Annotated in this window: 16 protein-coding genes; 11 read left to right on the top strand and 5 right to left on the bottom strand. The window is 64.7% G+C overall.

Annotated elements, in window-relative coordinates; genetic code table 11:
• Positions 1-277: 277 nt before the first annotated feature.
• A complete protein-coding gene (locus tag DFS13_RS03980) occupies positions 278-1693 on the bottom strand; it encodes a TolC family protein (protein WP_111441384.1) in 1416 nt (471 codons plus the stop codon).
• 281 nt (positions 1694-1974) lie between these two features.
• On the opposite strand from DFS13_RS03980, the gene DFS13_RS40195 reads away from it, so the two are divergent.
• The 7 genes from DFS13_RS40195 to ppk2 all read left to right on the top strand — a co-directional run bounded on the left by DFS13_RS40195 (position 1975) and on the right by ppk2 (position 9579).
• Positions 1975-2148, top strand: a complete 174-nt coding sequence (locus tag DFS13_RS40195) for a hypothetical protein (protein ID WP_006495012.1) — start codon at positions 1975-1977, stop codon at positions 2146-2148.
• Between the two features lie 225 nt (positions 2149-2373).
• A complete protein-coding gene (locus DFS13_RS03975; RefSeq protein WP_006479215.1) occupies positions 2374-2559 on the top strand; it encodes a hypothetical protein in 186 nt (61 codons plus the stop codon).
• 143 nt (positions 2560-2702) lie between these two features.
• The gene (locus DFS13_RS03970; protein ID WP_111441383.1) at positions 2703-4823 is read left to right on the top strand and encodes a peptidase domain-containing ABC transporter; all 2121 of its coding nucleotides are present in this window, start codon (positions 2703-2705) and stop codon (positions 4821-4823) included.
• Positions 4820-5824, top strand: a complete 1005-nt coding sequence (locus DFS13_RS03965; protein WP_181461602.1) for a hypothetical protein — start codon at positions 4820-4822, stop codon at positions 5822-5824. The genes DFS13_RS03970 and DFS13_RS03965 overlap by 4 nt, the downstream gene beginning before the upstream one ends.
• Before the next feature lie 12 nt (positions 5825-5836).
• A complete protein-coding gene (locus DFS13_RS03960) occupies positions 5837-7132 on the top strand; it encodes an HlyD family efflux transporter periplasmic adaptor subunit (RefSeq protein WP_006495010.1) in 1296 nt (431 codons plus the stop codon).
• Between the two features lie 4 nt (positions 7133-7136).
• Complete coding sequence (locus tag DFS13_RS03955; protein WP_111441381.1) at positions 7137-8540, top strand: OmpW family protein; 1404 nt, start codon at positions 7137-7139, stop codon at positions 8538-8540.
• A gap of 88 nt (positions 8541-8628) precedes the next feature.
• Positions 8629-9579 carry a polyphosphate kinase 2 gene (ppk2, locus tag DFS13_RS03950; protein WP_006490762.1) on the top strand — a complete coding sequence of 317 codons (951 nt, stop codon included), beginning with the start codon at positions 8629-8631 and terminating at the stop codon, positions 9577-9579.
• 308 nt (positions 9580-9887) lie between these two features.
• On the opposite strand, the gene DFS13_RS03945 is transcribed toward ppk2, so the two are convergent.
• Positions 9888-10475: a YigZ family protein gene (locus DFS13_RS03945; protein WP_006490745.1), complete on the bottom strand. Its 588-nt coding sequence runs from the start codon at positions 10473-10475 to the stop codon at positions 9888-9890.
• Positions 10476-10678: 203 nt separating this feature from the next.
• Entirely contained in the window at positions 10679-11536 is an 858-nt protein-coding gene (locus DFS13_RS03940; RefSeq protein ID WP_012493284.1) for a LysR family transcriptional regulator, read from the bottom strand.
• Between the two features lie 130 nt (positions 11537-11666).
• On the opposite strand from DFS13_RS03940, the gene DFS13_RS03935 reads away from it, so the two are divergent.
• Positions 11667-12245 carry a DUF4865 family protein gene (locus DFS13_RS03935; RefSeq protein ID WP_179148711.1) on the top strand — a complete coding sequence of 193 codons (579 nt, stop codon included), beginning with the start codon at positions 11667-11669 and terminating at the stop codon, positions 12243-12245.
• Positions 12245-12367 carry a hypothetical protein gene (locus tag DFS13_RS40740; RefSeq protein ID WP_012493285.1) on the top strand — a complete coding sequence of 41 codons (123 nt, stop codon included), beginning with the start codon at positions 12245-12247 and terminating at the stop codon, positions 12365-12367. The genes DFS13_RS03935 and DFS13_RS40740 overlap by 1 nt, the downstream gene beginning before the upstream one ends.
• Before the next feature lie 82 nt (positions 12368-12449).
• Here the strand turns inward: DFS13_RS40740 and DFS13_RS03930 are convergent, their stop codons facing one another.
• Positions 12450-14651 (bottom strand): glycoside hydrolase family 3 C-terminal domain-containing protein, encoded by a 2202-nt coding sequence (locus DFS13_RS03930; RefSeq protein WP_111441380.1) that lies wholly within the window; start codon positions 14649-14651, stop codon positions 12450-12452.
• A 581-nt stretch (positions 14652-15232) separates the two neighbouring features.
• Between DFS13_RS03930 and DFS13_RS03925 the strand changes: the two genes are divergently transcribed.
• A complete protein-coding gene (locus tag DFS13_RS03925; RefSeq protein WP_111441379.1) occupies positions 15233-17662 on the top strand; it encodes a right-handed parallel beta-helix repeat-containing protein in 2430 nt (809 codons plus the stop codon).
• Between the two features lie 75 nt (positions 17663-17737).
• A complete protein-coding gene (locus DFS13_RS03920; protein ID WP_111441378.1) occupies positions 17738-20128 on the top strand; it encodes a hypothetical protein in 2391 nt (796 codons plus the stop codon).
• 240 nt (positions 20129-20368) lie between these two features.
• Here DFS13_RS03920 and DFS13_RS03910 read toward each other — a convergent pair whose 3' ends face one another.
• Positions 20369-21550, bottom strand: a complete 1182-nt coding sequence (locus DFS13_RS03910) for a polysaccharide biosynthesis/export family protein (RefSeq protein ID WP_012493286.1) — start codon at positions 21548-21550, stop codon at positions 20369-20371.
• Positions 21551-21634: the final 84 nt, after the last annotated feature.

Below are 21634 nucleotides of genomic sequence, written 5' to 3'. Positions count from 1 at the left end.
CGGATCGATGGGATGCACTCTATGCAAAGTTTTTTTCGGACGCAACATCGCGTATACCCCTGCACGTCGTGAAGGCGGGGCGAGCGGCTCGACGTGCGGCCGGGACCGCGCATTGCGTGGCGCGCTCGTGCGGGGTCGGACGCAAGTTTGCCGGGAGCGACGCGCGGCAATCGCGATGAAACGGTGTCGCCGAAGCAATCGGCCGGTGCATCGGCGCACCGCTATAAAGTTGTGTACGCAACTTTATTCGATCCCCGCGATATACGCCGAGACGCGTTCAGCTCCGATCGTTCGCCGCGTTGCTTTCGAGGAAAGTGTCCACCGCGATCAGCGATTGTTCGTCGAGCGTGCCGAGCACGCTTTTCAGCTTCAACTGCAACTTCAGCGCATCGAGATAGCTGTCGAACAGCTTCTGCCGGATGCCCGAAATGTCGCGCCGCAGGTTCAGCGTTTCGTACGTCGTGCTGTAGCCGACCTGGTGCGCCTTCATCGACGAATCGTACGCGAGCCGCGCGGCCTGCAGCGACTGCTGCAGCGCGCGAATGCGCTTGCCGACCGATTCGAGCGCGGACAACGCCTCGCGATGATCGGTGCCCAGTTGCTCCTCGACCTCGCGCAGCCGGTTGCGATACTGCTCGGTCACGTGCTCGGCCTCGACCTGCCGGTAGTACACGCTGCCGCCGGAGAAGATCGGGATCGTCACCTGCACGCCGACCGCGCTTTGATGGAAGTCCGAGCGATCGGTGAGCCCGCGCAGGTTCGGGTTGAGTCCGCGCGAATACGACGCGAACAGGTCGACGGTCGGCAAGTGCTCGGCGCTGACACGTTTCGCGGCGAGCCGCGCGACCTGAACGTCGCGATAGGCCTGCCGGTACGCGGGGTTGTCCTGCGGCGCGTAGTCGCCGGACGGAATGCGCGGCGAAGACCCGCGCATCGCGAGCCGCGGCCAGCGCGCGAAATCGATCGTCGAGCCGAGCAAGGTCTCGTAACGCGCGCGCCGCGCGTCGACGTCGGTCTGCGCGAGCGCCTCGTCGGATTGCGCGAGGCTGCGGCGCGCCTCGATCTCGGCGGTGTCGCCGATCGTCTTCATCCCGAGCTGCGCCATGCGCCGCGTGTCGCTTTCGAGCCGCGTGAGCGCGCTGACTTCGTCGTCGGCCGATTGCAGTTTCTCGCGCGCGCTCAGCAGATCGAAGCACGCATTCGCGACCCGCAGGATCAGGTCCTGCTTCGCGACTTCCAGTTTCTGCTTCGCCGCTTCCTCGTACTCGGTCGCGCGCCGCATGTCGTACAGGTAGGGCACGTTGAACAGCGCTTGCGTCACCTGCGCGGAACCGTATGCCGCGTTGCTCGATCCGCTGACGTCGATGCCGAACAGGTTCGCGTGCGTGCCGTAGCGCCCCCATTCGAGCTGCGCGGCAGCCTGCGGCAGCATCTGCGCGCGCGCCTCGGGAAATTTCTGGCGGGCCGCGTCGTATTCGCTGCGGGCCTGCAGGTAGCGCGGATCGTGCACGGACGCGTACTGGTAGGCGGTATCGAGGCAGAACGCACGAGCGTGTGCCGGCACGCCGACTATCGTTACAGCGAACAATGTTATGGTTGCAAGTCGGGGATTCCACCTAGTCGAAAATCTTGATAGGGAAATACCCGCATCCGGTGTCGCCGACCCGCGATTCGTGCGCCTCGTTTCAAACATGGCCGTCTCCGTCTCCTGTCCGTGCCGCAATGCATTGCGGCGGGATTTAAACGTTTTGAAATTGAAATTCAAACAGCGTGAATGCCTGCTACTTGCCGTGCATCGGAAAATACGGCTGTAAGAGTGTGTCCTCCATTGAATTCCGACGCGCCCGCATGATAGCCTGATTTCGGCTGGTAATCGCAGTGATTATTAGATTAACAAGTCGCTCGGGATTAAAAGCCGTTGGTCTTTCAATGAAGGTTCTTTGCATCATCTTTATTTTTTACGAGGAGAGAATGATGAAGGTCATGACGACGGAACAGGTCAGGAATGTGCATGGCGGCGGTGCGATCAGCTCGCTGGGTAGCCTCGCCGTTGACGCCGCGCCGGTGGTGACCGCGCTCGGCCAATTCCTGCCGAGCCTCGGCAATTACCTGCAGAACCCGAAGACGTTCAATAACACCGGCAAGTAACCGCCGTGCGCGGGGAGGCGCCCCCCGCGTGAAATGCTGCGAAACAGAAGGAAAAGAATCGATCGCCGCAGTGGATATAAAGTGACTTCGAAATGCATTATTTCGAAATCGGGCGATTGTCAGGAGGCGGGAGTGCCGGATTATCGCCGTAATAAAGTGAACGGCCATTGAGCTTGCAATTGGCCGACGGCTGTTGGCATTCCGACAATATAAAGGCCACAACAAATGCGAGACATCACGGAAGAACAGGCCCGCCAGATTCGGGGCGGCGCGTCGCTTTACTCCAACTCGGCCGCCTATACGGTCGATCTCGTCAATCAGTCGATCGGGACCACGCTGCAAGGACTGATGACCCAGTACCAGGCCCACGCCGTCGAACAGTTCCGGATGTCGCTCGGCTCGTCGCGCTGAGCGGCCCGCCGAGCGGCCGGTAACGCCGATCTTCCGTCGCGGCCGGTAGCGCCGGCTGCGCCTCATGCGTATCGCGCACGACCCGCCACGGGCCCGCACTGGCTGGCCCGGGCGGCGCGTCGTCGCGCCCCGGGTGCCCGACCATGCTCTTCAATACGCGTAAAGTCCGTCCGGTCCTGCAGGACGAAGTGACGGAGTGCGGCCTGGCCTGCCTCGCGATGATCGCGTCGTGGCACGGGCGCGAAACGACGTTGCGCACGCTGCGCAACCGCTATCCGGTGCGGATCGACTCCGGCCTGTCGTTCTTCGACCTGATGGAGATCGCCAACGATCTCGGCCTGCGCGCCCGCGGGCTGCAGTTCGACGCGGGCGAGCTCGACGCGCTGAAGACGCCGTGCATCCTGCACTGGGGGATGAACCACTATGTCGTGCTGACGAAGGTCGGCTACGGCAGCGTGCATATCGTCGACCCCGCGCTCGGCGAGACGAAGCTGCCGCTCGCGCAGGCGCTCACGCACATCACCGGCTATGCGCTCGAACTGAATCCGGACATCGGGTTCACGCGGGCCGGGCAGGCCGACCGGATCCGGCTGCGCGACTACCTCGAAGGGCTGACCGGCATCCGCAAGAGCCTCGCGATCGGCATCGCGGGCGGCGTCGCCGCGCAGCTCCTGCTGCTGCTCGGCCCGTCGTACGTGCAACTGACGATCGACGAGGCGCTGAAGAAGACCGACGTCGACATCCTGTACCTGCTGACGATCCTGTTCGCGATCGTGTTCCTGTTCGACACGCTCTACGCGAACCTGGTCGGCAACATCAAGAGCTATCTGCGCAACATCGTGTCGCAGCAGTTGTCGGCGAACCTGGTCGGCCATCTCGCGCGGCTGCCGATCGGCTATTTCCTGTTTCACAACACCGGCGATTCGATCTCGCGCGTGTCGTCGGTGTCGGAGGTCGGGCGGTTTCTCGTCGACGGGCTGGTCGGCGGGCTGCTGAACATCGTCACCTGCACGCTGACGCTCGTGCTGATGCTGTACTACAGCCCCGTGCTGGCCGGCATCAGCCTCGCCGGGATGGTGCTGTTCGCATTGAGCCGGCTCGCGATCCAGCCGCAGCTGCAGGACGCGATGTCGCAGATCCTCACCCGCGGCGCCGAGGCCGACGCGCTGCTGATCGAGAACATCCGGTCCGCGCATTCGATCAAGCTGCTGTCGGCCGAAACCGCGCGCAGCAGCCTGTGGGTCAATGCGTTCACGCAGAAGCTGCAGGCGATGCGCCAGCAGGAGCGGTTGCAATTGCTGTTCGATGCGATCTCGAAGGGGATCGTGCACGTCGAGCAACTGGTGATCGTCACGTACGGCGCGTGGCTCGTGATGCACGGCCAGAGCACGATCGGCGTGATCTACGCGTTCATCCAGTACAAGAACCTGTTCGCGGACAAGTTCATCGATTCGATCCAGCTCTACGTGCGGCGCAAGGTGCTGCAGGTGCACATGGATCGCGTCGCGGACGTGCTACAGACCGAGACCGAGGAGCCGGCGCCGGACGCGGTCGTGCGGCCGGTCGACGGGTTCGACGGCGCGCTGTCGATCCGCGCGCTGTCGTACACGCCGAAGGGCGGCCAGCGGCCGATCCTGAGCGATGTGACGCTCGACGTGCCGGCCGGCAGCAAGATCGCGATCGTCGGGCGCACCGGCAGCGGCAAGACGACGCTGCTGAACCTCATCTGCGGGCTCGTGCGGCCCGCGCCCGGCACGCTGTTCGTCGGCGGCCTCGATCTCGCGGAAGTGAACCTGCGGCAATACCGCAAGCATCTCGCGGCCGTCACGCAGTCCGACCAGCTGTTTCGCGGGACGATCCGCGACAACATCACGAATTTCGCGCCCGCGCCGCGGATCGGCGCGATGTTCGACGCGGCGAAGCTCGCATGCATCCACGACGAGATCGAGCGGCTCGACCATCGCTACGACACGCCGCTCGGCGATACGCAGAAATTCCTGTCGGCCGGCCAGATGCAGCGGCTGCTGATCGCGCGGGCGCTGTATTGCGAGCCGCGCCTGCTGATCCTCGACGAGTTTTCGTCGAATCTCGACCAGACGACCACGCACGAAATCTGCCGCAACGTGCTGACGCTGCCGTGCACGATCGTGCTCGTCACGCACGATGCGTCGATCCTGTCGATGGTCGACCGGATCTACCGGATGCACGACGGCGTGCTGACCGACGCGACCGACGCGTGGCGTGCGAACGAGGAGGCGCGGTGATGCTCGGGAGACTGTTCCTGCTCAATCCGTTCTCCTATGCGTTCCTGGTGCGCCGCGCGGTGCGCGCGGTCGCGCTGCGCACGTCGCCCGCGCGCGGGCTGCGGCTGATGCGCTGGTGCTCGGGCGCGTGCCTGCGCTGCTTTCCGTGCATTCGCGAGTCGATCGAGCGCGCGGTCGCTTACATGCTGGGCGGGCACCTGAACGACGATCCGCGGCGCGTGCGGGAAGTGTCGGCCGCGATCGTGCGCGAGCTGTTCGAGGCCGAGTTCGCGGGGCTCAAGCTGCGCACGCACAGCCTCGCATCGATGAAGACGATGATCGACGGCATGGCGTGCGAGGGCGACGACCAGTTGCGCGCCGCACTCGCACGCGGCGGCCCGCTGATGCTCGCGGGGCTGCACTTCGGCAACCTGATGCTGTTCGTCACGAAGCTGCGCTTCATGATTCCCGACGATCGCAAGCTGATGGTGATCCTGCACCGCGATGCGCCGGGCGCGTTCTTCGACGATGCGCTGCGGCTCGTCGCCGAGTACGGCGCCGGCGAAGTCGAATTCATCGACATCGAGGAGCGCGTACACCTGCGGCGGCTGATCACGAGCCTGCGACGCGAGGCGCCGGTGTTCCTGCTGTTCTCCGACCTGCACGGCAAATTCGGCAAGACCAATCGCTGCCGGCTCGGCGGGCGTTGGGTGCGGATGGCCGGCGGCGGCGTGAAGCTCGCGGTCGAGCAGGGCATTCCGCTGCTGGTCGCGTATGCGACCGGCGTGCCGTTCCGCGATCGCTGCGCGGTGCATTTCACCGCGCTCGCGGCCAGCCCGCTCGCGCCGATGCTCGGCACCGACGACGACGCGTCACCGGTGCGCGCGACGCACCAGCGCATCGTCGACCGTCTCGAGCAGGCGCTCGTGCGCCAGCCCGAGCAGTGGCATTTCTGGGAACACTTCACGCCTTACCTGATGCCGGCGCCGCTGCTCGATGCGGCCGCGCGGCGTCGCTCCTGACGAGCCCGCCCCATGCCGACCTGGAATTCCGCCCTCCGAGAACAGAAGCCGTCGCGCAAGCTCGCGCGCGGCACGACCTTCGGCACCGTGATTCACGGCGTCGTCGACGTGCCGGTGTCGATGCGGTTCTTCTGCTACCTGTCGCTGGCGATGTTCGCGATGTTCGTGACCGCGCTGGTCGAGTTGAGCTACGCGAATACCGAGAGCGTGTCGGGGATGCTGACGCCGCGCTCCGGGCTGATCGGCGTCGGTGCGCCGCCGGGCTGGGCGGTACGCGAAGTCTACGTCGGCAAGGATCAGCACGTGAAGGCCGGCCAGCGGCTGCTCGCGGTGACGCGCGACACGAGCTTCGTCAGCCAGGCGAACAACGTGCAGGGGATGCGCGCGGCGCTCGACCGGCAACGCATCGAGGTGACGCAGCAGATCGACGCGGCGCGGCTCGAATACCGGTCGTCGGTGCAGCAGATCAACCAGCAGATCGCCGCGCAGGGCGAGAGCCGCGGGCTGATCGACCGGCAGATCCAGGACCAGAAGCGCATCGTCGACGAATACGGCGAACGGCGCGCACGCGTGAAGCAGCTGCTCGACGAACAGGTGGTGACGCTCGAACAGTACAACCAGGTCAACACGCAGTACCTGCAGGCCGGGCAGGCGTACCAGGACCTGCTGCTGCGCCGCGCCGAACTCGCGAAGAACGCGATGAAGCTGCGCGGCGACCTCGACACGATGCAGAGCAAGTACGACGGCGCGAACGCGGAGCTGAAGATCAAGCAGGAGGAGCTGAACGCGAAGGAATACAACATCGACGAGAACGTGAACCAGGTGCTGTACGCGCCGGCCGACGGGCAGATCGTGCGGCTCGACGTCGTGCAGGGCGGCGTGATCGACCCGCCCGGCACGCGCGTCGTCGAGATCCTGCCGGCAAAGGCCGACGGGCTGATCGCCGAGGTCTACATTCCGTCGTCGAAGGCCGGCTTCGTGAAGAAGGGGCAGGCGGTGAAGGTTGCGTACGCAAGCTATCCGGTCGAGAAGTTCGGTACGTATCGCGGCAAGGTGCTGTCGATCTCGCCCGTCGCGTTCTCGGCGAAGGAGCTGAACCTGCCGGGCGATGCGGCCGCGCCGCAGACCTACTTCAAGACCTGGGTCGAACTCGCCGAGCGCACGCCGTCGTTCGACGGGCGGCCGCTGTCGTTGCGGGCCGGGATGATGCTGAAGGCGGACATCGTGCTGGAGCGGCGCAGCCTGCTCGAATGGCTGTTCGAGCCGCTGTACCGGATTCGCCAGCGCCTGTTCGGCGTGCCGGCCTGAGCCGATGGGGAATCGCGACACACGCCGCCGCCGCGCGCGGCCGGGCACCGTGCGTCCGCTGTCGCGCTGGCTCGGTGTGACGCTGGTCGCGTGCGCGACCGCCGCGCACGCCGCGCACGCCGCACCGCAGCCCGACGGCGACACTGCATCGCGCTGGCAGGCCGGCGCCGACGGGATCGGCTTCTGGCCGGGCGGCGATGCGGACGGCTTCGATGCGCACGCATGGACGACCGATGCGGAGCCGGCGCGCGGCGCACGCAACCCATCGTCGAGCGACGGACGGCAACCCGATACCGTCCCGCTGACCGCCCGCAAGATCACGCTCGGGCAGCGAACCGGCGCAGCCGCGCGCGCCTGCGCGGCCGCGGGCGACGACGGCGCGGACGGCATCGGTTTCGACGACACCGGTGCCGGCGGCGGCTGCGATCCGGCCGCCACGCACGATGCGCCGGCCGACGATGCAGCGGCGCGCGGCGTCGTCCATGCCGACCGGATGCCGTACGAACTGCATCCGATCGATCCATCGCGGCTGCCCGATCTGCCGGCCGCGCAGGCGCCGCCCTTGCTCGAGCAACTGATGGGCGACGACCGCAACATGGTCGGTCTCGGCTGGCACTTCGTCGGGACGACCGGCCGCTCGACGCCCGTGACGACGCACACCGACGCGCTCGGGCTGAACAGTTTCCAGAACGCGGGTTCGAGCCTGTCGCTCAGCAATACGAACACGCTGGCGTTCACGTTCACGCATTTCGTCTCCGAGCACTGGGCGGCCGAACTCGGCGCCGGCATTCCGCCGGTGCTGACGCTGCGCGGGCACGGCAGCATCGCGCTGCCGCTCGACCGCATCTTTGCCGGCGTGCACGGCCGCTTTCCGCTGATCGATCTCGCGAACACGCAAAGCAACCCGCTCGCGACCACGCGGGCCTGGCTCGGCTCGGTCGTGTTCAAGTACTACCTCGGCGAGCGCGACGATCGGTTCCGCCCGTTCGCGGGCCTCGGCATCAGCTACACGCGCTTCACGAACACGAACCTGAACCCGGTGTTCCAGCGCAAGCTGGCGTCGCTCGGCGGCCTGCTCGCGGCGGGCGCGGACATCGGCAGCCTGCAGTCGCTGCTGCTCGATCCGGCGTTGTTCCAGCGGATCTGGGATGCCGGCGTCGACCTGCTGCTGTCGGGGCGGACCAACGTATCGGCGAAGGTGAAGAGCGTGTGGGAGCCGGTGTTCACCGTCGGCGCCAGCTACCAGATCACGCGCCGGTTCTGGATCACCGGGATGGTGACCTACATCCCGCTGCGCACCAGGATCACGCTCGACATCAGTCAGCCGAATCGCACGCTTGCGTCGAATACGTTCGATATTTCGGCGAATCCGGTGCTGGCCACCGTGCTGCTGAACTTCCGCTTCTGACGGGCATGGCCGCCCATTTTCATGAATTTGACGCGCGACGCTGGGATAATGGTGGGGTTTGGCTGCGTCAATGATGGAAGGAGGCCCCATGGGCGACAACGATACCCGCACCGAGACCGACAACCGCACCGATACGAGCTCGATGGAAGCGCGCCAGCGCCGTTTCGAGGAGGATCTCGTCGACGCCTACGATGAAGAGCTCGAGATGGAGCTCGACGACCGCCGCTTCGACGACGGTGAGGACCTGCTGTTCTCGCCCGAGCGCCGCGAAGCGCGCAAGGAATATTTCCGCGAGCTGTTCCGCTTGCAGGGCGAGCTCGTGAAGCTGCAGGACTGGGTCGTGCACACCGGGCATCGGCTCGTCGTCATTTTCGAAGGGCGCGACGCGGCCGGCAAGGGCGGTGCGATCAAGCGCATCACGCAGCGCCTGAACCCGCGCGTGTGCCGGGTCGCCGCGCTGCCCGCACCGAACAACCGCGAGCGTACGCAGTGGTACTTCCAGCGCTATGTCGCGCATCTGCCGGCCGGCGGCGAGATCGTGCTGTTCGACCGCAGCTGGTACAACCGCGCGGGCGTCGAGCGCGTGATGAATTTCTGCACCGACGACGAGTACGAGGAATTTTTCCGGTCGGTGCCCGAGTTCGAGAAGATGCTGGTGCGCAGCGGGATCCAGATCGTCAAGTACTGGTTCTCGATCACCGATCACGAGCAGGAGCTGCGCTTCCAGAGCCGCATCGAGGATCCGCTGAAGCAGTGGAAGCTGAGCCCGATGGATCTCGAAAGCCGCCGCCGCTGGGAGGCTTATACGGCCGCGAAGGAAGAGATGCTGCAGCGCACGCATATTCCCGAGGCGCCGTGGTGGGTCGTGCAGGCGGTCGACAAGAAGCGCGCGCGGCTGAACTGCATTCACCATCTGCTCGGCCAGGTGCCGTATCACGAGGTGCCGCGTCCGACGATCGATCTGCCGCAGCGCGAACATCACGAGGATTACATTCGCCGGCCGGTGCCGGACAACATGATCGTGCCGGACGTTTATTGACCATTCGAGCCGGTCGACACGCGATGTGACGAAGCGCGCCGCATGATGCGGCGCGTTTTTTTGAGGTATTCCGGTCGATGGCGGGCGATGCGGTGCGACAGGTTTTACGGTCTTTCAAGATGTCGGATTGACGGTCGCGAAAGCGTACCGTCATGTTCGCGTCGATATGCGTCGACACCGTTGAAACGGTGCGATTCCGGCGCACTGAGGAAAAACCAGTCGCGCCGAGGGTCCCAAGCGGTAGCCGGAACCTGAGAGACCTTGTAAAAAGTGGAGCGTGCGCCGCGCGGGCTTGTCGCCGCAGCGGCTCACATCTCCGGAAAGCCCGAGCGCCCCTGCGTCAGGTCGAACAGTTCGACTCTTGCCGCGGCTTCGGCGGTTTCGGGCAGCTTGATCACGAGCTTCACCGTCATTCCGTACGCGCTGTCCACCAGCGCGTAGCCCGCCTGTTCGATCCAGCGGCGCACGCGCGCCTCTTCCGGGTAGCCGATCTCGATCGCGAGCCGCGTGTACCGAATGCGCTCGACGCGCTCGGCATCGAGCAGCGCCGACGCGATCGCATCCGTGTACGCACGCACCAGCCCGCCCGCGCCGAGTTTCACGCCGCCGTAGTAACGCACGACCGCGCCGAGCACGCCGTCGAGGTCGTGATGGCGCAGCACTTCGAGGATCGGCCGGCCCGCCGTGCCCGACGGCTCGCCGTCGTCCGACATACCCGACTGGCCGCCCGCCAGCAGCGCCCAGCACACGTGGGTGGCCGCCGGATGTTCGTCGCGCAGGCGTTGCAGTACCTGCATCGCGGCATCGCGATCCTCGACGGGAACCGCGTACGCGATGAAACGGCTCTTGCGGATTTCGAGTTCGCGGATGTAGGTGGTGGCGAGCGAGTAACTCATGCGTCGCGACGCGGAAAATGGTGGAAAATCAAGGCGATGATGATGTGTCGATGCTTTTGGCGTTGGCCCGCGGACGGATGGATATCGTCTGCATGAACGGAGGGCGAAGGCACGATTTTACCGTGCCAGGCATACGCGGCGTCGATGGACGCGTTGGCCGGTACGGGATTCGTCACCGAAGACCATGCAGGGCAGGCATCGCATCAGCGCACGCCGACCGACGACCGGAGCGCCGCGCCCAGCGTGCGTAGCGCCTGCCGGGCGCGCGCATCGGTCAGGCTCGAGTAGAGCACCACGTCGCGCGTCGGCAACGGCGGCAGCCCGTAACGCATCCCCACGTCCACGGTGCCGGCGGGCGCCACGCGATGCCCGAGCGCCGCGACGGCCAGCCCCGCGGACACCGCCGCGCCGATCGTCGCCACGCCGCCGCCGACAAAGACCTCCGTCCACGCGACCCCGGCCTGGTCCAGCGCGTCGACCGCCATGCGGCGCACGCTGCACGGTTCGGCCTGCGTCGCGAGCCGCAGCGGTTGCGGCGGACGGTACTCGAAATCGGCCGCCGCCATCCAGCCGAACGACTCCGACAGGATGGTTTCGCCGTCGAGCCGCCGGCTGTCGTGTTGCAGCGCGACGGCCGCGTCGAGCTGGCCGCGGTCGAACGCGTCGAGCACGTCGCGCGATGCGGCGACGCGAATCTCCAGCACGAGCGCCGGCTCCGCTTCGCTCATCCGCCGCAGCAGCATCGGCAGGTCGGCGCCGACGACATGGTGGCTGACACCGATTACCAGCCGCCGCTGGCTCGTGCCGAACGCGCTGATTGCTCCGTGGTGAGCGGCCACCAGTTCGCGCGCCGGCTCGAGGAACGCGGTGCCGTCGGCCGACAGGCGAACCTGCCGCGGCGTGCGTTCCAGCAGGCGGCGGCCGAGCCCGTCTTCCAGCCGCTTGATCTTCAGGCTCACCGCGGACTGCGTCGTGTCCAGCACTTCCGCGGCCCGCGTGAAGCTCTTGAGGTCGGCGGTCAGCACGAATGCCTGCACGGCTTCGATGTCGAGCGTTTTCATCACACCCTCGTCCATTTCAGAATCGAATCATTGAAATATTCTGCCATCTCCTTTTCAAATGATTCAAGGTCTTCTACGCTGCGTTCATGCCGTCCGGAATGCCGTCCGTTTCTTTCGCCAGGAGTCGATCATGTTGACCGCGTACTACGTGCACCGCCTGCCGGCGGACTACGATCTCGACATCATCCGCGATCGCGTGCGCGAGCGCGGCCGGCTATGGGACGACACGCCCGACCTGCTGTTCAAGGGCTTCCTGCTGCGTGAGGCCGGCCGCCACGGCGCGACGGAAAACGGCTACGCGTCGTTTTACCTGTGGCGCAACGAGCAGGCGTTCGCGCGGTTCGTGACGGACGGCCGCTATCGGGTCGTCACGGACAGCTTCGGCCGCGCGCCGATCGACACGCAGATTGCGCTCGACGCGCGCAAGGGCAGTGCGTCGACGGGACGTTTCGCGCGTCTGGAGACGATCGAGATTCCGGCGGACGCCGATCTCGATGCGGTCCTGGCGCGAGAGATCGCACGCAATCGCGAAGCGGCGGCACGGCAGGGCGTGGTCGCGGCGGCCGTCAGTCTCGATCCGCTGCGCTGGCGGCTGACGCGTGCGCTCGTGACCGAACATGAACCGGACGACGGCGGCGCGGGCACGATGTACCAGGTCCTGCATCTGGCGAGACCGTTGCTCGACACGCTGGAAGCGGGCGGCGCGTGATGGCCGGCATCGCGTCGCGACTGCCGGCAGGGGTGGTGATTGCCGCGCATCTGGCGGGCGTGGTGGCGGGCATCGTCGCGATCGCGGCGCTCGCGACGGTGCTGGCGTTGCTGTTCAGGTAACGCGTTGCAGTGCAGCGACGGTTGATGCGGGGGCGCCGCGCATGCGATGCACGGCGCCCCCGGCCGCTTCTTCGTCGCTCGCTCAGTGGCTTTGCAAGCGGATATCGCGCGACGACGCGCCGACATACACGGTTCCGCCCGACACGACCCGCCAGCCGTTGCGCGACGTATCCCAGACGCTTTGCATCCGCGGCGACACGGTTATGTGCACACGCCGTGCCTCGCCCGGATTCAGCCGGATCTTCTCCCAGCCGACCAGCCGCTTGGGCGGCTCGTCCTTGTACGGCACGCCGAGATAGACCTGCGGTATTTCCGCGCCGGCCACGCGCCCGTCGTTGCGCACGGTAAACGCGACGCTCAGTGAGCCATCCCATTGCTTCGACACCGACAGTCCCGAATACGCGAAGTGCGTATACGACAGGCCGTAGCCGAACTCGAACATCGGCTTGATGTTGCGCGCGTCATACCAGCGATAGCCCATGTTCAGCTTTTCCGCGTACACCGGGTCGGTCTCGAACGCGCCGTTTTGCCCCCACGTCGGCGAATCCTGATCGCGCGCCGGGAAGGTCACGGGCAGCTTGCCGGACGGGTTGACCGCGCCGAACAGCACGTTCGCGATCGCCTTGCCGCCGGCTTCGCCCGGATACCATGCCTCGACGATGGCCGACACGTTGTCCTTCCACGGCATCAGTACCGGATTGCCGCTCTGGACGACGACGATCGTATGCGGATTCGCACGCGCGACGGCTTCGACGAGCGCATTCTGGTTCGACGGGTTCGCGAGGCTCAGGCTTTGCAGGTCGCCGAAATCCTCGCCAGCCGGCTGCGCGACCACGACGATCGCGACGTCCGAGCGGCCGGCGAGCGCCGCGGCCTGGTCGATCTCCTGCTGCGTGTACGCGCGGAACGGCGACTGCTGGTCGCTGTTGCCCGCATACGTGACCTGCGCGGCCGGCGCCAGCGCGCGGATCGCCGCGACGATCGGCACGTCGACCTTGAGCCACGGATTGCGCCACCAGCTGCACCCGGTCGACGACCCGAACGTCAGGCCGCCGCAGCCTGCGAACGAACCCGTTACGGGATCGCGCGTGTTGCCCGAGCCGCCGCCGGACAGCACGGCCGCATCCGCATGGCCGCCGATCACGGCGATACGCGACAGCGCCGACGCGACGAGCGGCAACTGGTTGCCGTCGTTCTTCAGCAGCACGATCGACTGCTCGGAAGCCGCCTGCGCGAACCGGTTGCCGGCCGCGAAATCGATCGTGCCGCCGCCTTTGGCCGGATCGTCCATCACGCCGACGCGGATCATCACCGCGAGCTTGCGGCGCACCATGTCGTCGAGGCGCGCGGTCGACACCGAGCCGTTCGCGATCGCCTGCTTGACGGCTGCCGGCGTCAGGTACACGCTCGGCCCGACGTCTTCTTCCTCGTCGAGCCCGGCGTTGATCGCGGCAGCGGTGCTGTGCGTGGCGCCCCAGTCGGACTGTACCTGGCCCTGGAAGCCCCATTCGTTCTTCAGCACGTCGTTCAGCAGGTGAGGGTTCTCGCACGCATAGGCGCCGTTCAGGCGGTTGTAGCTGCACATCACGCTGCCGGGCCGGCCGCGCTTCGCGGCGATCTCGAACGGCAGCAGGTACAGCTCGCGCAGCGTGCGTTCGTCGATCTGCGTATTGCCGCCCATCCGGCCGTGCTCCTGCTCGTTGCCCGCGTAGTGCTTGATCGTCGCGATGACTTTCTGCCGCTGCGTGGCGAGCGTGCGTTCGGCGAGCAGATTGCCGGCGAGCAACGGATCCTCGCCGAGATACTCGAACAGGCGGCCGCCGCGCGGCTCGCGCGCGAGATTGGTGCCGCCGCCGAGCCCCATGCCGAATCCTTGCGCGCGCAACTGGATCGCGACCTGCTTGCCGAAGTCGTACGACAGCCGCCGATCCCAGCTGGCGGCAACCGCGATCGTCGCGGGGAACGTCGTGCTGGCCTGCGACGTGCTGCCGGAGCCGGTGGCCGAATCGACCATGTTCAGATCGGGAATGCCGAGCCGCGGCACGCCCTGGATGTACCCGGCGCCGCCGCCCGGCACCTTCGACATTTCGTATTGCGAATGAATGAACTGGAGTTTCTCGTCGAGCGTCATCTTGCGCACGAGCAGATCGGCGCGCCGTTGCGCGGCCACCGATGCGAACGCGTCGGTGGCGTCGCCCTGCGCATTGAAATCGGCGTCGCCGGCGTAGGCGGTGGTGCAGAGGGTCGCTGCCAGCACGACGGCCGGCCAGAGGGTGTCCCGCATGTTGCTCTCCATGATCGTATTGCCGGTTGTTCGGATGATGTCTGGAGCTGCGCACGTCCGGTGGATTCGCACCGGACGCATTCGGCTGGCGATGCAGGGTGGTTGCGCGTCGGCATGCCAGACCAGGCGGGGAATCGTTACGGCCGGTTGGGCTCGACCGGTCAATGCGGGCGGCGACGCGCAGGCCGCCCGGCATTGTCGAATCGGATGTAGCGATTCTCTGCTGCGACTAATGGTATGAATGTAGTTTGACTACAGCATCGGTGTTTCTACCGATACGTGCGATCTTTATTTCGTAGTCGCGCGAGGTGGCGTGGGGAGGCGGTCATCGTTCCCGATCGACGGTGTGTGATCGGGTAAGAAGTACTGGGCGGAAAGCGGTTTTGCGGGTAAGTCGGCGGGGCGCAGATCGATTCGTTGCATGCGCATCGAACGGAGACTTGGGTCATTTCACGCACTGTGCGTCGAATTCGCCGCTTTTATTCTGGCGCGGGCGTGTATGAACGACCGTGCGCGCTCATTCCCGTTGATTGCCGACTTGTTCGGATCGCGATTGAATTGCGACGATATGGAGCGTTTGAATGACAGCAGAATTTCCGGCTACATACGTTGTGGGTACCTCGGCCGGCCTCACGGCCCGCCCGCTTCTGCAGGAACTGGTCGATCTTCCGATGAGCGTGAGGCGGTTCGGCGTCAAGGGTGATGGCGTGACCGACGACACGGCGGCGCTTCAGGTGGCGCTCAACGCGGGGATTCCGCTGTATTTCCCGCCGGGGACTTACCTGTACGGCAATACGCTGAAGGCAACGGCGTCGATCGTCGGCGCAGGGTGGGACTCGATCCTGCAATGCACGACATCGCAAGGCCAGAATTCGGCGATTTACTGGAGCGGCGCCAGTCATTTCAACATCCGCAATCTGCAATTCTTTTCAGCGAATACGACCGCGTATTACCCGGACGAGAACGCCGGCTCGATCAACTTGCGGGACTGCAGCCAGTTCGAAATCTCGGGGTGCAAGTTCAACAATGCGGCCGGTGGCGGCGCGCTGATGCGCAGTTGCGTCAACGGCAAGGTGTTCGGCAATACGCTGCTCGACATCTGGCATGACGGCATTCATGTAACCAAGGCCAGCGCGGATATCACGATTACGAACAATGAAGTGATCAACGGCGGCGACGACGCATTCGCGGTGGTCGGTTACTTCAATGAGGGCGTCCGGCCTCGCCGGATCACGATCGCCAATAACCGGGTGGTAGGCACCAAATACGCACGCGGCATCGCGATCGTCGGGGCTCAGGACATCACCGTGGCCGACAACCAGATCTACAACCCGATGGCGGCCGGTATTTATGTCGCGTCGGAACTGACGAGCGTGTATCAGTCGTACGGCAACGACAATGTGACGGTCGCGAACAACCTCCTGGATACGTGCGGCGTTCAATCCAACATCGGCGCGATAGTCAATGCGCCCAATGGACCGCTCGGCTATGGCGCATTGGTGGTGACCGCGACGGCAGGCTTCAACAATTCGAACATCACGATCGTCAACAACACGATCAAGAATGCAGCGGGGGCGCCGATCGGGCTGTGGCAGCCGAGCGGAAACAACATCCACGTCAACATCTCGCAGAACACGATCACCAATGCATGGGATCCGAACAACAAGAACGGATTCCCGTTGACGACGATCGCCGCGACGTCGGGCGCCGCGACGCTGAACTTTGCCAATACCCCGGGTGTCGCGGTCGGCATGGCGGCCTGGTATTTCAACGGGTCGACCAGCGTGCCGATCGGTACGGTCATGGCGGCGGGCGCGTCGACGGTCACGCTCGAGCAGAATGCGACAGTGCCGAGCGGCGGAACCGTGATCTTCGCCGGGGTCGGGTTGTTCGGCGCGACGATCAAGACTACCGCGTCGGCCGCGAGCGGCGCGACATCGTTGACGTTTGCCACGACGACGGGGGTGCCCTACAACGACAACTACGGTTTCGGCGCGCCCGGAGACGAAACGACAGGCGTGTCGATCGGACAGGGCGTCAGCGGGACCAACATCGCGGCCGGCACCTTCGTGACCGGCGTGACGGGGAGTGTGGTCACGCTGAGCAAGGCGACGACCGGCACCGTGGCGAGCGGTGCTTCGATCGTCTTTACCCCGATGGTTTGCATGACGTCCCAAACGATCACGACATCGGCTGCTGCCGCGGCGGGAACCAACACGCTGACGTTCACGCCGTATCCGTCGGCACGCGGCTGCGCGGTGGGACAAGGTGTCACCGCAACGAATATCCCGGTCGGCACGTACGTAACGTCGGTTTCCGGTAACGGAAATGGTCCGACCGTGACGCTGTCGAACAATGTCACGGGCAGCGGAATCGCCAGCGGCACATCGATCACGTTCACCGGCACTGGCGGACTGAGCGCCGTTTCCGGCATCGCGCTGTACAACACGCGAGGGTGCATCGTCTCGAAGAATCAATTCTCCGGCATCGCAAAGGACGCAATCTACGTGGACGGATCCTGTACGTCGTTCACCGAAGTCAGCGGCAATACCGGTGAAAACATCGGCTGCTGCAACGGCTTCGCCCGCCTCGTCACGGTCGGTGCGCTCGCGGCCGGCGCATCGCTCAAGTTGCGCGGAAACTACATGGCCCAGCCGGTCAACTATCCACGCGCGATCAATGCGCTGATCTCGTCGAGCTCATGGGCCTACACGTCGTGGAGCGAAGACAACATCGCGCAAAACGGTTTCGTCGGCTTCGGTGTGCAACTGACGCCGGTTGTGCAGGCGGTGGGGGCTTCGCCATGGACGTTCGCGAACACTTACCCGAGCGCGGTCAGCCTGTCGGTTGCCGGAGGCACCGTGTCGTCGATCGGCGTGTCCCGAAACGGGCAGGCTGCCTATGCGTGCGGACTGACGAACGGGATGATCGATCTCAAGCCCGGCGACGCGATGACGGTCACCTATAGCGTTGCGCCCGCTGTCACGATGATTCCGCGGCTGGGCCAGTAACGCACGGCGCCGTTCCGGCATTCAGGCGACCAGCAGGTATCAAACGAGTCTGTCAACCACACTCTCAGGATCGATATGGCATTCCAGCTCAAGGATCGCGTCCAGGAAACGACCACGTCCACCGGCACGGGGGCGTTGTCCCTTGCCGGTGCAATGACGGGATTCCGCACATTTTCGTCCGTGTGCGCCAACGCCGATACGTTCTATTACGGGCTGCAAGCCGTAACGGGTACCGGTGTCCCGAGCGGGAACTGGGAGATCGGCATCGGCACATACAACGCCAGCGCGAACACGCTGTCGCGCACCACCGTGCTGGCGTCGAGCAATGGCGGTGCGGTCGTCAATCTTGCCGCAGGTACCACCCAGGTATGGATGGATTTACCGGCAGCGCTTCCGGCCAATCTGCCGGTCAGCGCCAAATATTTTGGTGCGAAGGGGAACACCAGGATCGTCAACGATGGCGTCACGACATCGGGGTCCACCGCGTTTTCGTCGGCCTCGGCGGCGTTCACCGCGGCGGACGTCGGCAAGCGTATCGACATTGCGACGACGAACGCCAGCGGCGCTGCAACGCTGGTCGTTTCCACCACGATCGCGGCGTTCGTCAGCGCAACGCAGGTCACGCTTGCGAAAGCGGCCAATGCGTCGGCGACAGGGGCGAATGTGGTCTATGGCAGTGACGACGGCCCGGCCCTGACGGCCTGGTTGAACTACCTGATGACCATCTGGCCGGTCAAAGGCGACCTGCCTGCCGGGGTCTACTATTCCAGCCTCGCGCTTCCCCCGATCACGAAGCCGATCGCCGTGTTCGGGCATTCGGCGCGCACCTCGATCATCCAGTTCGGCGCGGGGGTCAGCGGCCAATGCCTGACGGTATTGAACGCGGGTTTCAACAATGAAGCGACGGATTTGCCGCAAACCGGCAACGTGTCATGGACGTCCAACATGGCCGTCCTCGCCGGGTGCGTCCTGCGCGACTTTACCCTTCAGGGCAATCGCGCATGCGCATCGCTGCAACATGGCCTGGTGTTGCAGGGCAACGTGGACTGGCTCGACGTCGCTCACGTGAACTGTCTGTATTTTCGCGGAGGCGGCGTGCTGTGGATGGACACCGGCAGCGGATCGACGCAAGCACGCGCCACCGTGCGCGAAGTCAATCTGAACACGATGAAGATCAGACACTGCGGCGACCTGTCGACGAATACGCCCAGTTTCGGCATCTACCTCGATGACAGCCCGGCTGCCCCTACGTCCGATTCATCGAACCTGTTCAACCTGAACAATATCGACATCATCTTCAGTTACGGTACCGCACTGGCCGTGCAGGACCGGCGCACGTCGAATACCGGTGTTTCGCTGTACGGAATCCAAGCGAGAAACATCGTGCTGCACGACCGGATGACCACGATGGGGCTGAGCGGCGGCCGGATGTTCAGCGTCATCGGGCAAGTCACCAACTGCCTGTTCGACATCAACTTCCCGTTGAGCGCACGTAACGACTACGCGGCGGAGATCCTGCCGAACCCGAATTTCAATGTTTATCCCACGGACAATGAATTTACCTTCGCGTTCCCGAAGACGGTAAAGGGGGTGACGATCGGGAACATCGGCTACAACACGATCAGGTTCAGGAATTATTTCGGATGCGCCGAGGCGGTATTCATTTCCACCGAGAGTCCGTACAACCTGAGAATCGATTGCGAGACCGACAGCGTGTTTCAGCAGGTCACTTCGGCGCTGGTGTTGACGGGGACGGGCGCCGTCGCGATTCCGGGCTGGTCGTTCGGTACGACGCCGAACCTGTCGATCTTCATGCCGGTCAACGCAGTCAACGGGACAGGCGACACGACGCTGGCGACCATTTTCGGCATCACGGGCACGATCGCGCGTTCCGGAAGCGTCACGGCCGGAACCGACACCTATACGTTTACGCCGTCTTCATCCAGTACCGCGTACATTCCTGCCGGCGAATACTTTTCGAAGATATGTGTCGACGCGTCGCAAGGCAACGGGGTTTCCGGGCGCTACAAATATATTCCCGAGGACCGCTACGGACGCGCGGTCAACAGCGCGTGGGCCAGCGGGCGCCTGCTGCAGATGTGGCCGTGGCAATTCCACGTCGAAAATGCGACCGGGCTGGTCCGTTACAGCTACGGGGTGCCGACGGCCGACAGCGCGGGCAATGCGCTGGCGGTTTGGTCCAACGGCTTCGTCGGCACCAGTTCGACGCCCGGCGTGACCGGCATCAGCAAACTGACGGCGAACTATGCGTCGCCGACGATGCTGACCAACCTGGTCGGCGGGATCGACGGCCAGTCGGTCAGGATCATCGCGACCAACGGCAACTGCACGATCGCGAACAACGCGAACATCCAGACGACGACCGGGGGAAACGTCGTCATGGCGAGCGGGCAGGTCCTGACCTTTACGTTCGACGCGACGCTGAACAAGTGGTGTGGTGGTTAGTAATCCGAGGGCGTGATGGCTTATTGAGAACGTAGCGGTCACCCGCGTACGTCTCGCCGTTCGGGCGCTGAAAGTCCGGGCGGGGAGTCGTCTCGTTGATCGTGCATCGTATGGCGACACGCATCGTGTCGCTCACGCGAGGTCGCGGCGTATTCCCGCCCGGATGAATGAAGCGGCGTGCATCACCGGATGGTGTGGGGCCGGCTCGCACGCCGGCTTGCCCGAGGCCGACACGCGGACTCACTTGGTGATCAGCGCGCCCGTCAAACCCGCGCTGATCGCCGGCAGCAGCAGATTCAACACGCGGCTGGCCCGGACGAGCCCGGTATTGTCGACATAGACGATGTCCTTCGACGCGAGCGGGAACTGGTTCGCGAGCAGCATCGAAACCGGCGACTTCATGTCGAGTCGATAGACCACGGGATCGCTGTCGTCTGCCTTGCGCAGTACGAAGACCTGTTTGGCATTCGACGTCTGCTGGTTCAGTTGGCCTGCCTGTGCGAGTGCTTCGTTCAGCGTGAGCGAACCGTCACGTTGCGGCGGTACGGCCAGCGGTTTGTTCACCTCACCCATCACGTAGACGGGGTTGTCTTCGCGTGCACTCACGTGGAGCAGGTCGCCTGGCTGCAGCATGATGGCGGCGGGGTTTTTGCCCGTTTGCATCATCCGCGCGACATTCACCGGATACGTCGTTCCATTGCGCGTAATCGTTACACGACTTTGATCCGCGGTCGGTGCAAAGCCGCCGGCACGATTGACCGCTTCGACGAGGGTCATCGGAATGTCGTTGATCGCCTGCGAACCGGGTGCGCGCACTTCACCATCCACATACACCTGCTCCGCGCGGAACGACGCCACGCGAACGGTCACCTGCGGCTTCACGAATACCTTCCTGAGCTCGGCACTGACTTCCCGCTGAACCTGCGCCGCAGTTTTTCCTGCCACGTGGATCGGTCGCGTCATGTATGGAAACTGCACGTTACCGTCGCCATCGATCACGAAACCAGGCGCGGCGTCGGAGGACTTGGTGTTCGGCGTCGGCTGGCCGGCGGCGGTAGCGAATTCGGGGTGATCCCACACGGTGATCTGCAATACGTCGCCAGGACCGAGCTTGTAGCTGCTCGGCTTGCCGAGCAGATTGTCCGGAACGGGCAACGCGGAGTGGCTCTTCTGCTGCGCACGAATCAGCCCGATCAACGTCAGGTCGATCTGCTTGACCGGAACCTTCATGTCGCTGGTTACGTCACCGTTCTCGTCAGTCGTGACCGGCAATGCAGGCGAGGATGCCATGTGCTGGCCCGGCGCAAAGGCACAGGCGGAAAGCAGGGCGGAAATCGCCAGGTAAAGGGCAGCGCGCATTCGGCGTCCTGTCGGGTTGTTCTGGTCCGGCACTGACGTGTCGAATCGTTGGTGGTTGCTCATGTCGTCATTCAGCATGGTTAAACGAGAAACATTGATGCGACGCACATGCGTGGATACTCGCCGTTTTCCGGGCCGCCGGCGACA

It is taken from the genome of Burkholderia sp. 28_3 (genome assembly GCF_003253915.1).
Taxonomy (GTDB): domain Bacteria; phylum Pseudomonadota; class Gammaproteobacteria; order Burkholderiales; family Burkholderiaceae; genus Burkholderia; species Burkholderia cenocepacia.
The sequence above is the reverse complement of the archived record's forward strand: the minus strand, read 5'-3'. Positions and strand labels throughout refer to the sequence as shown.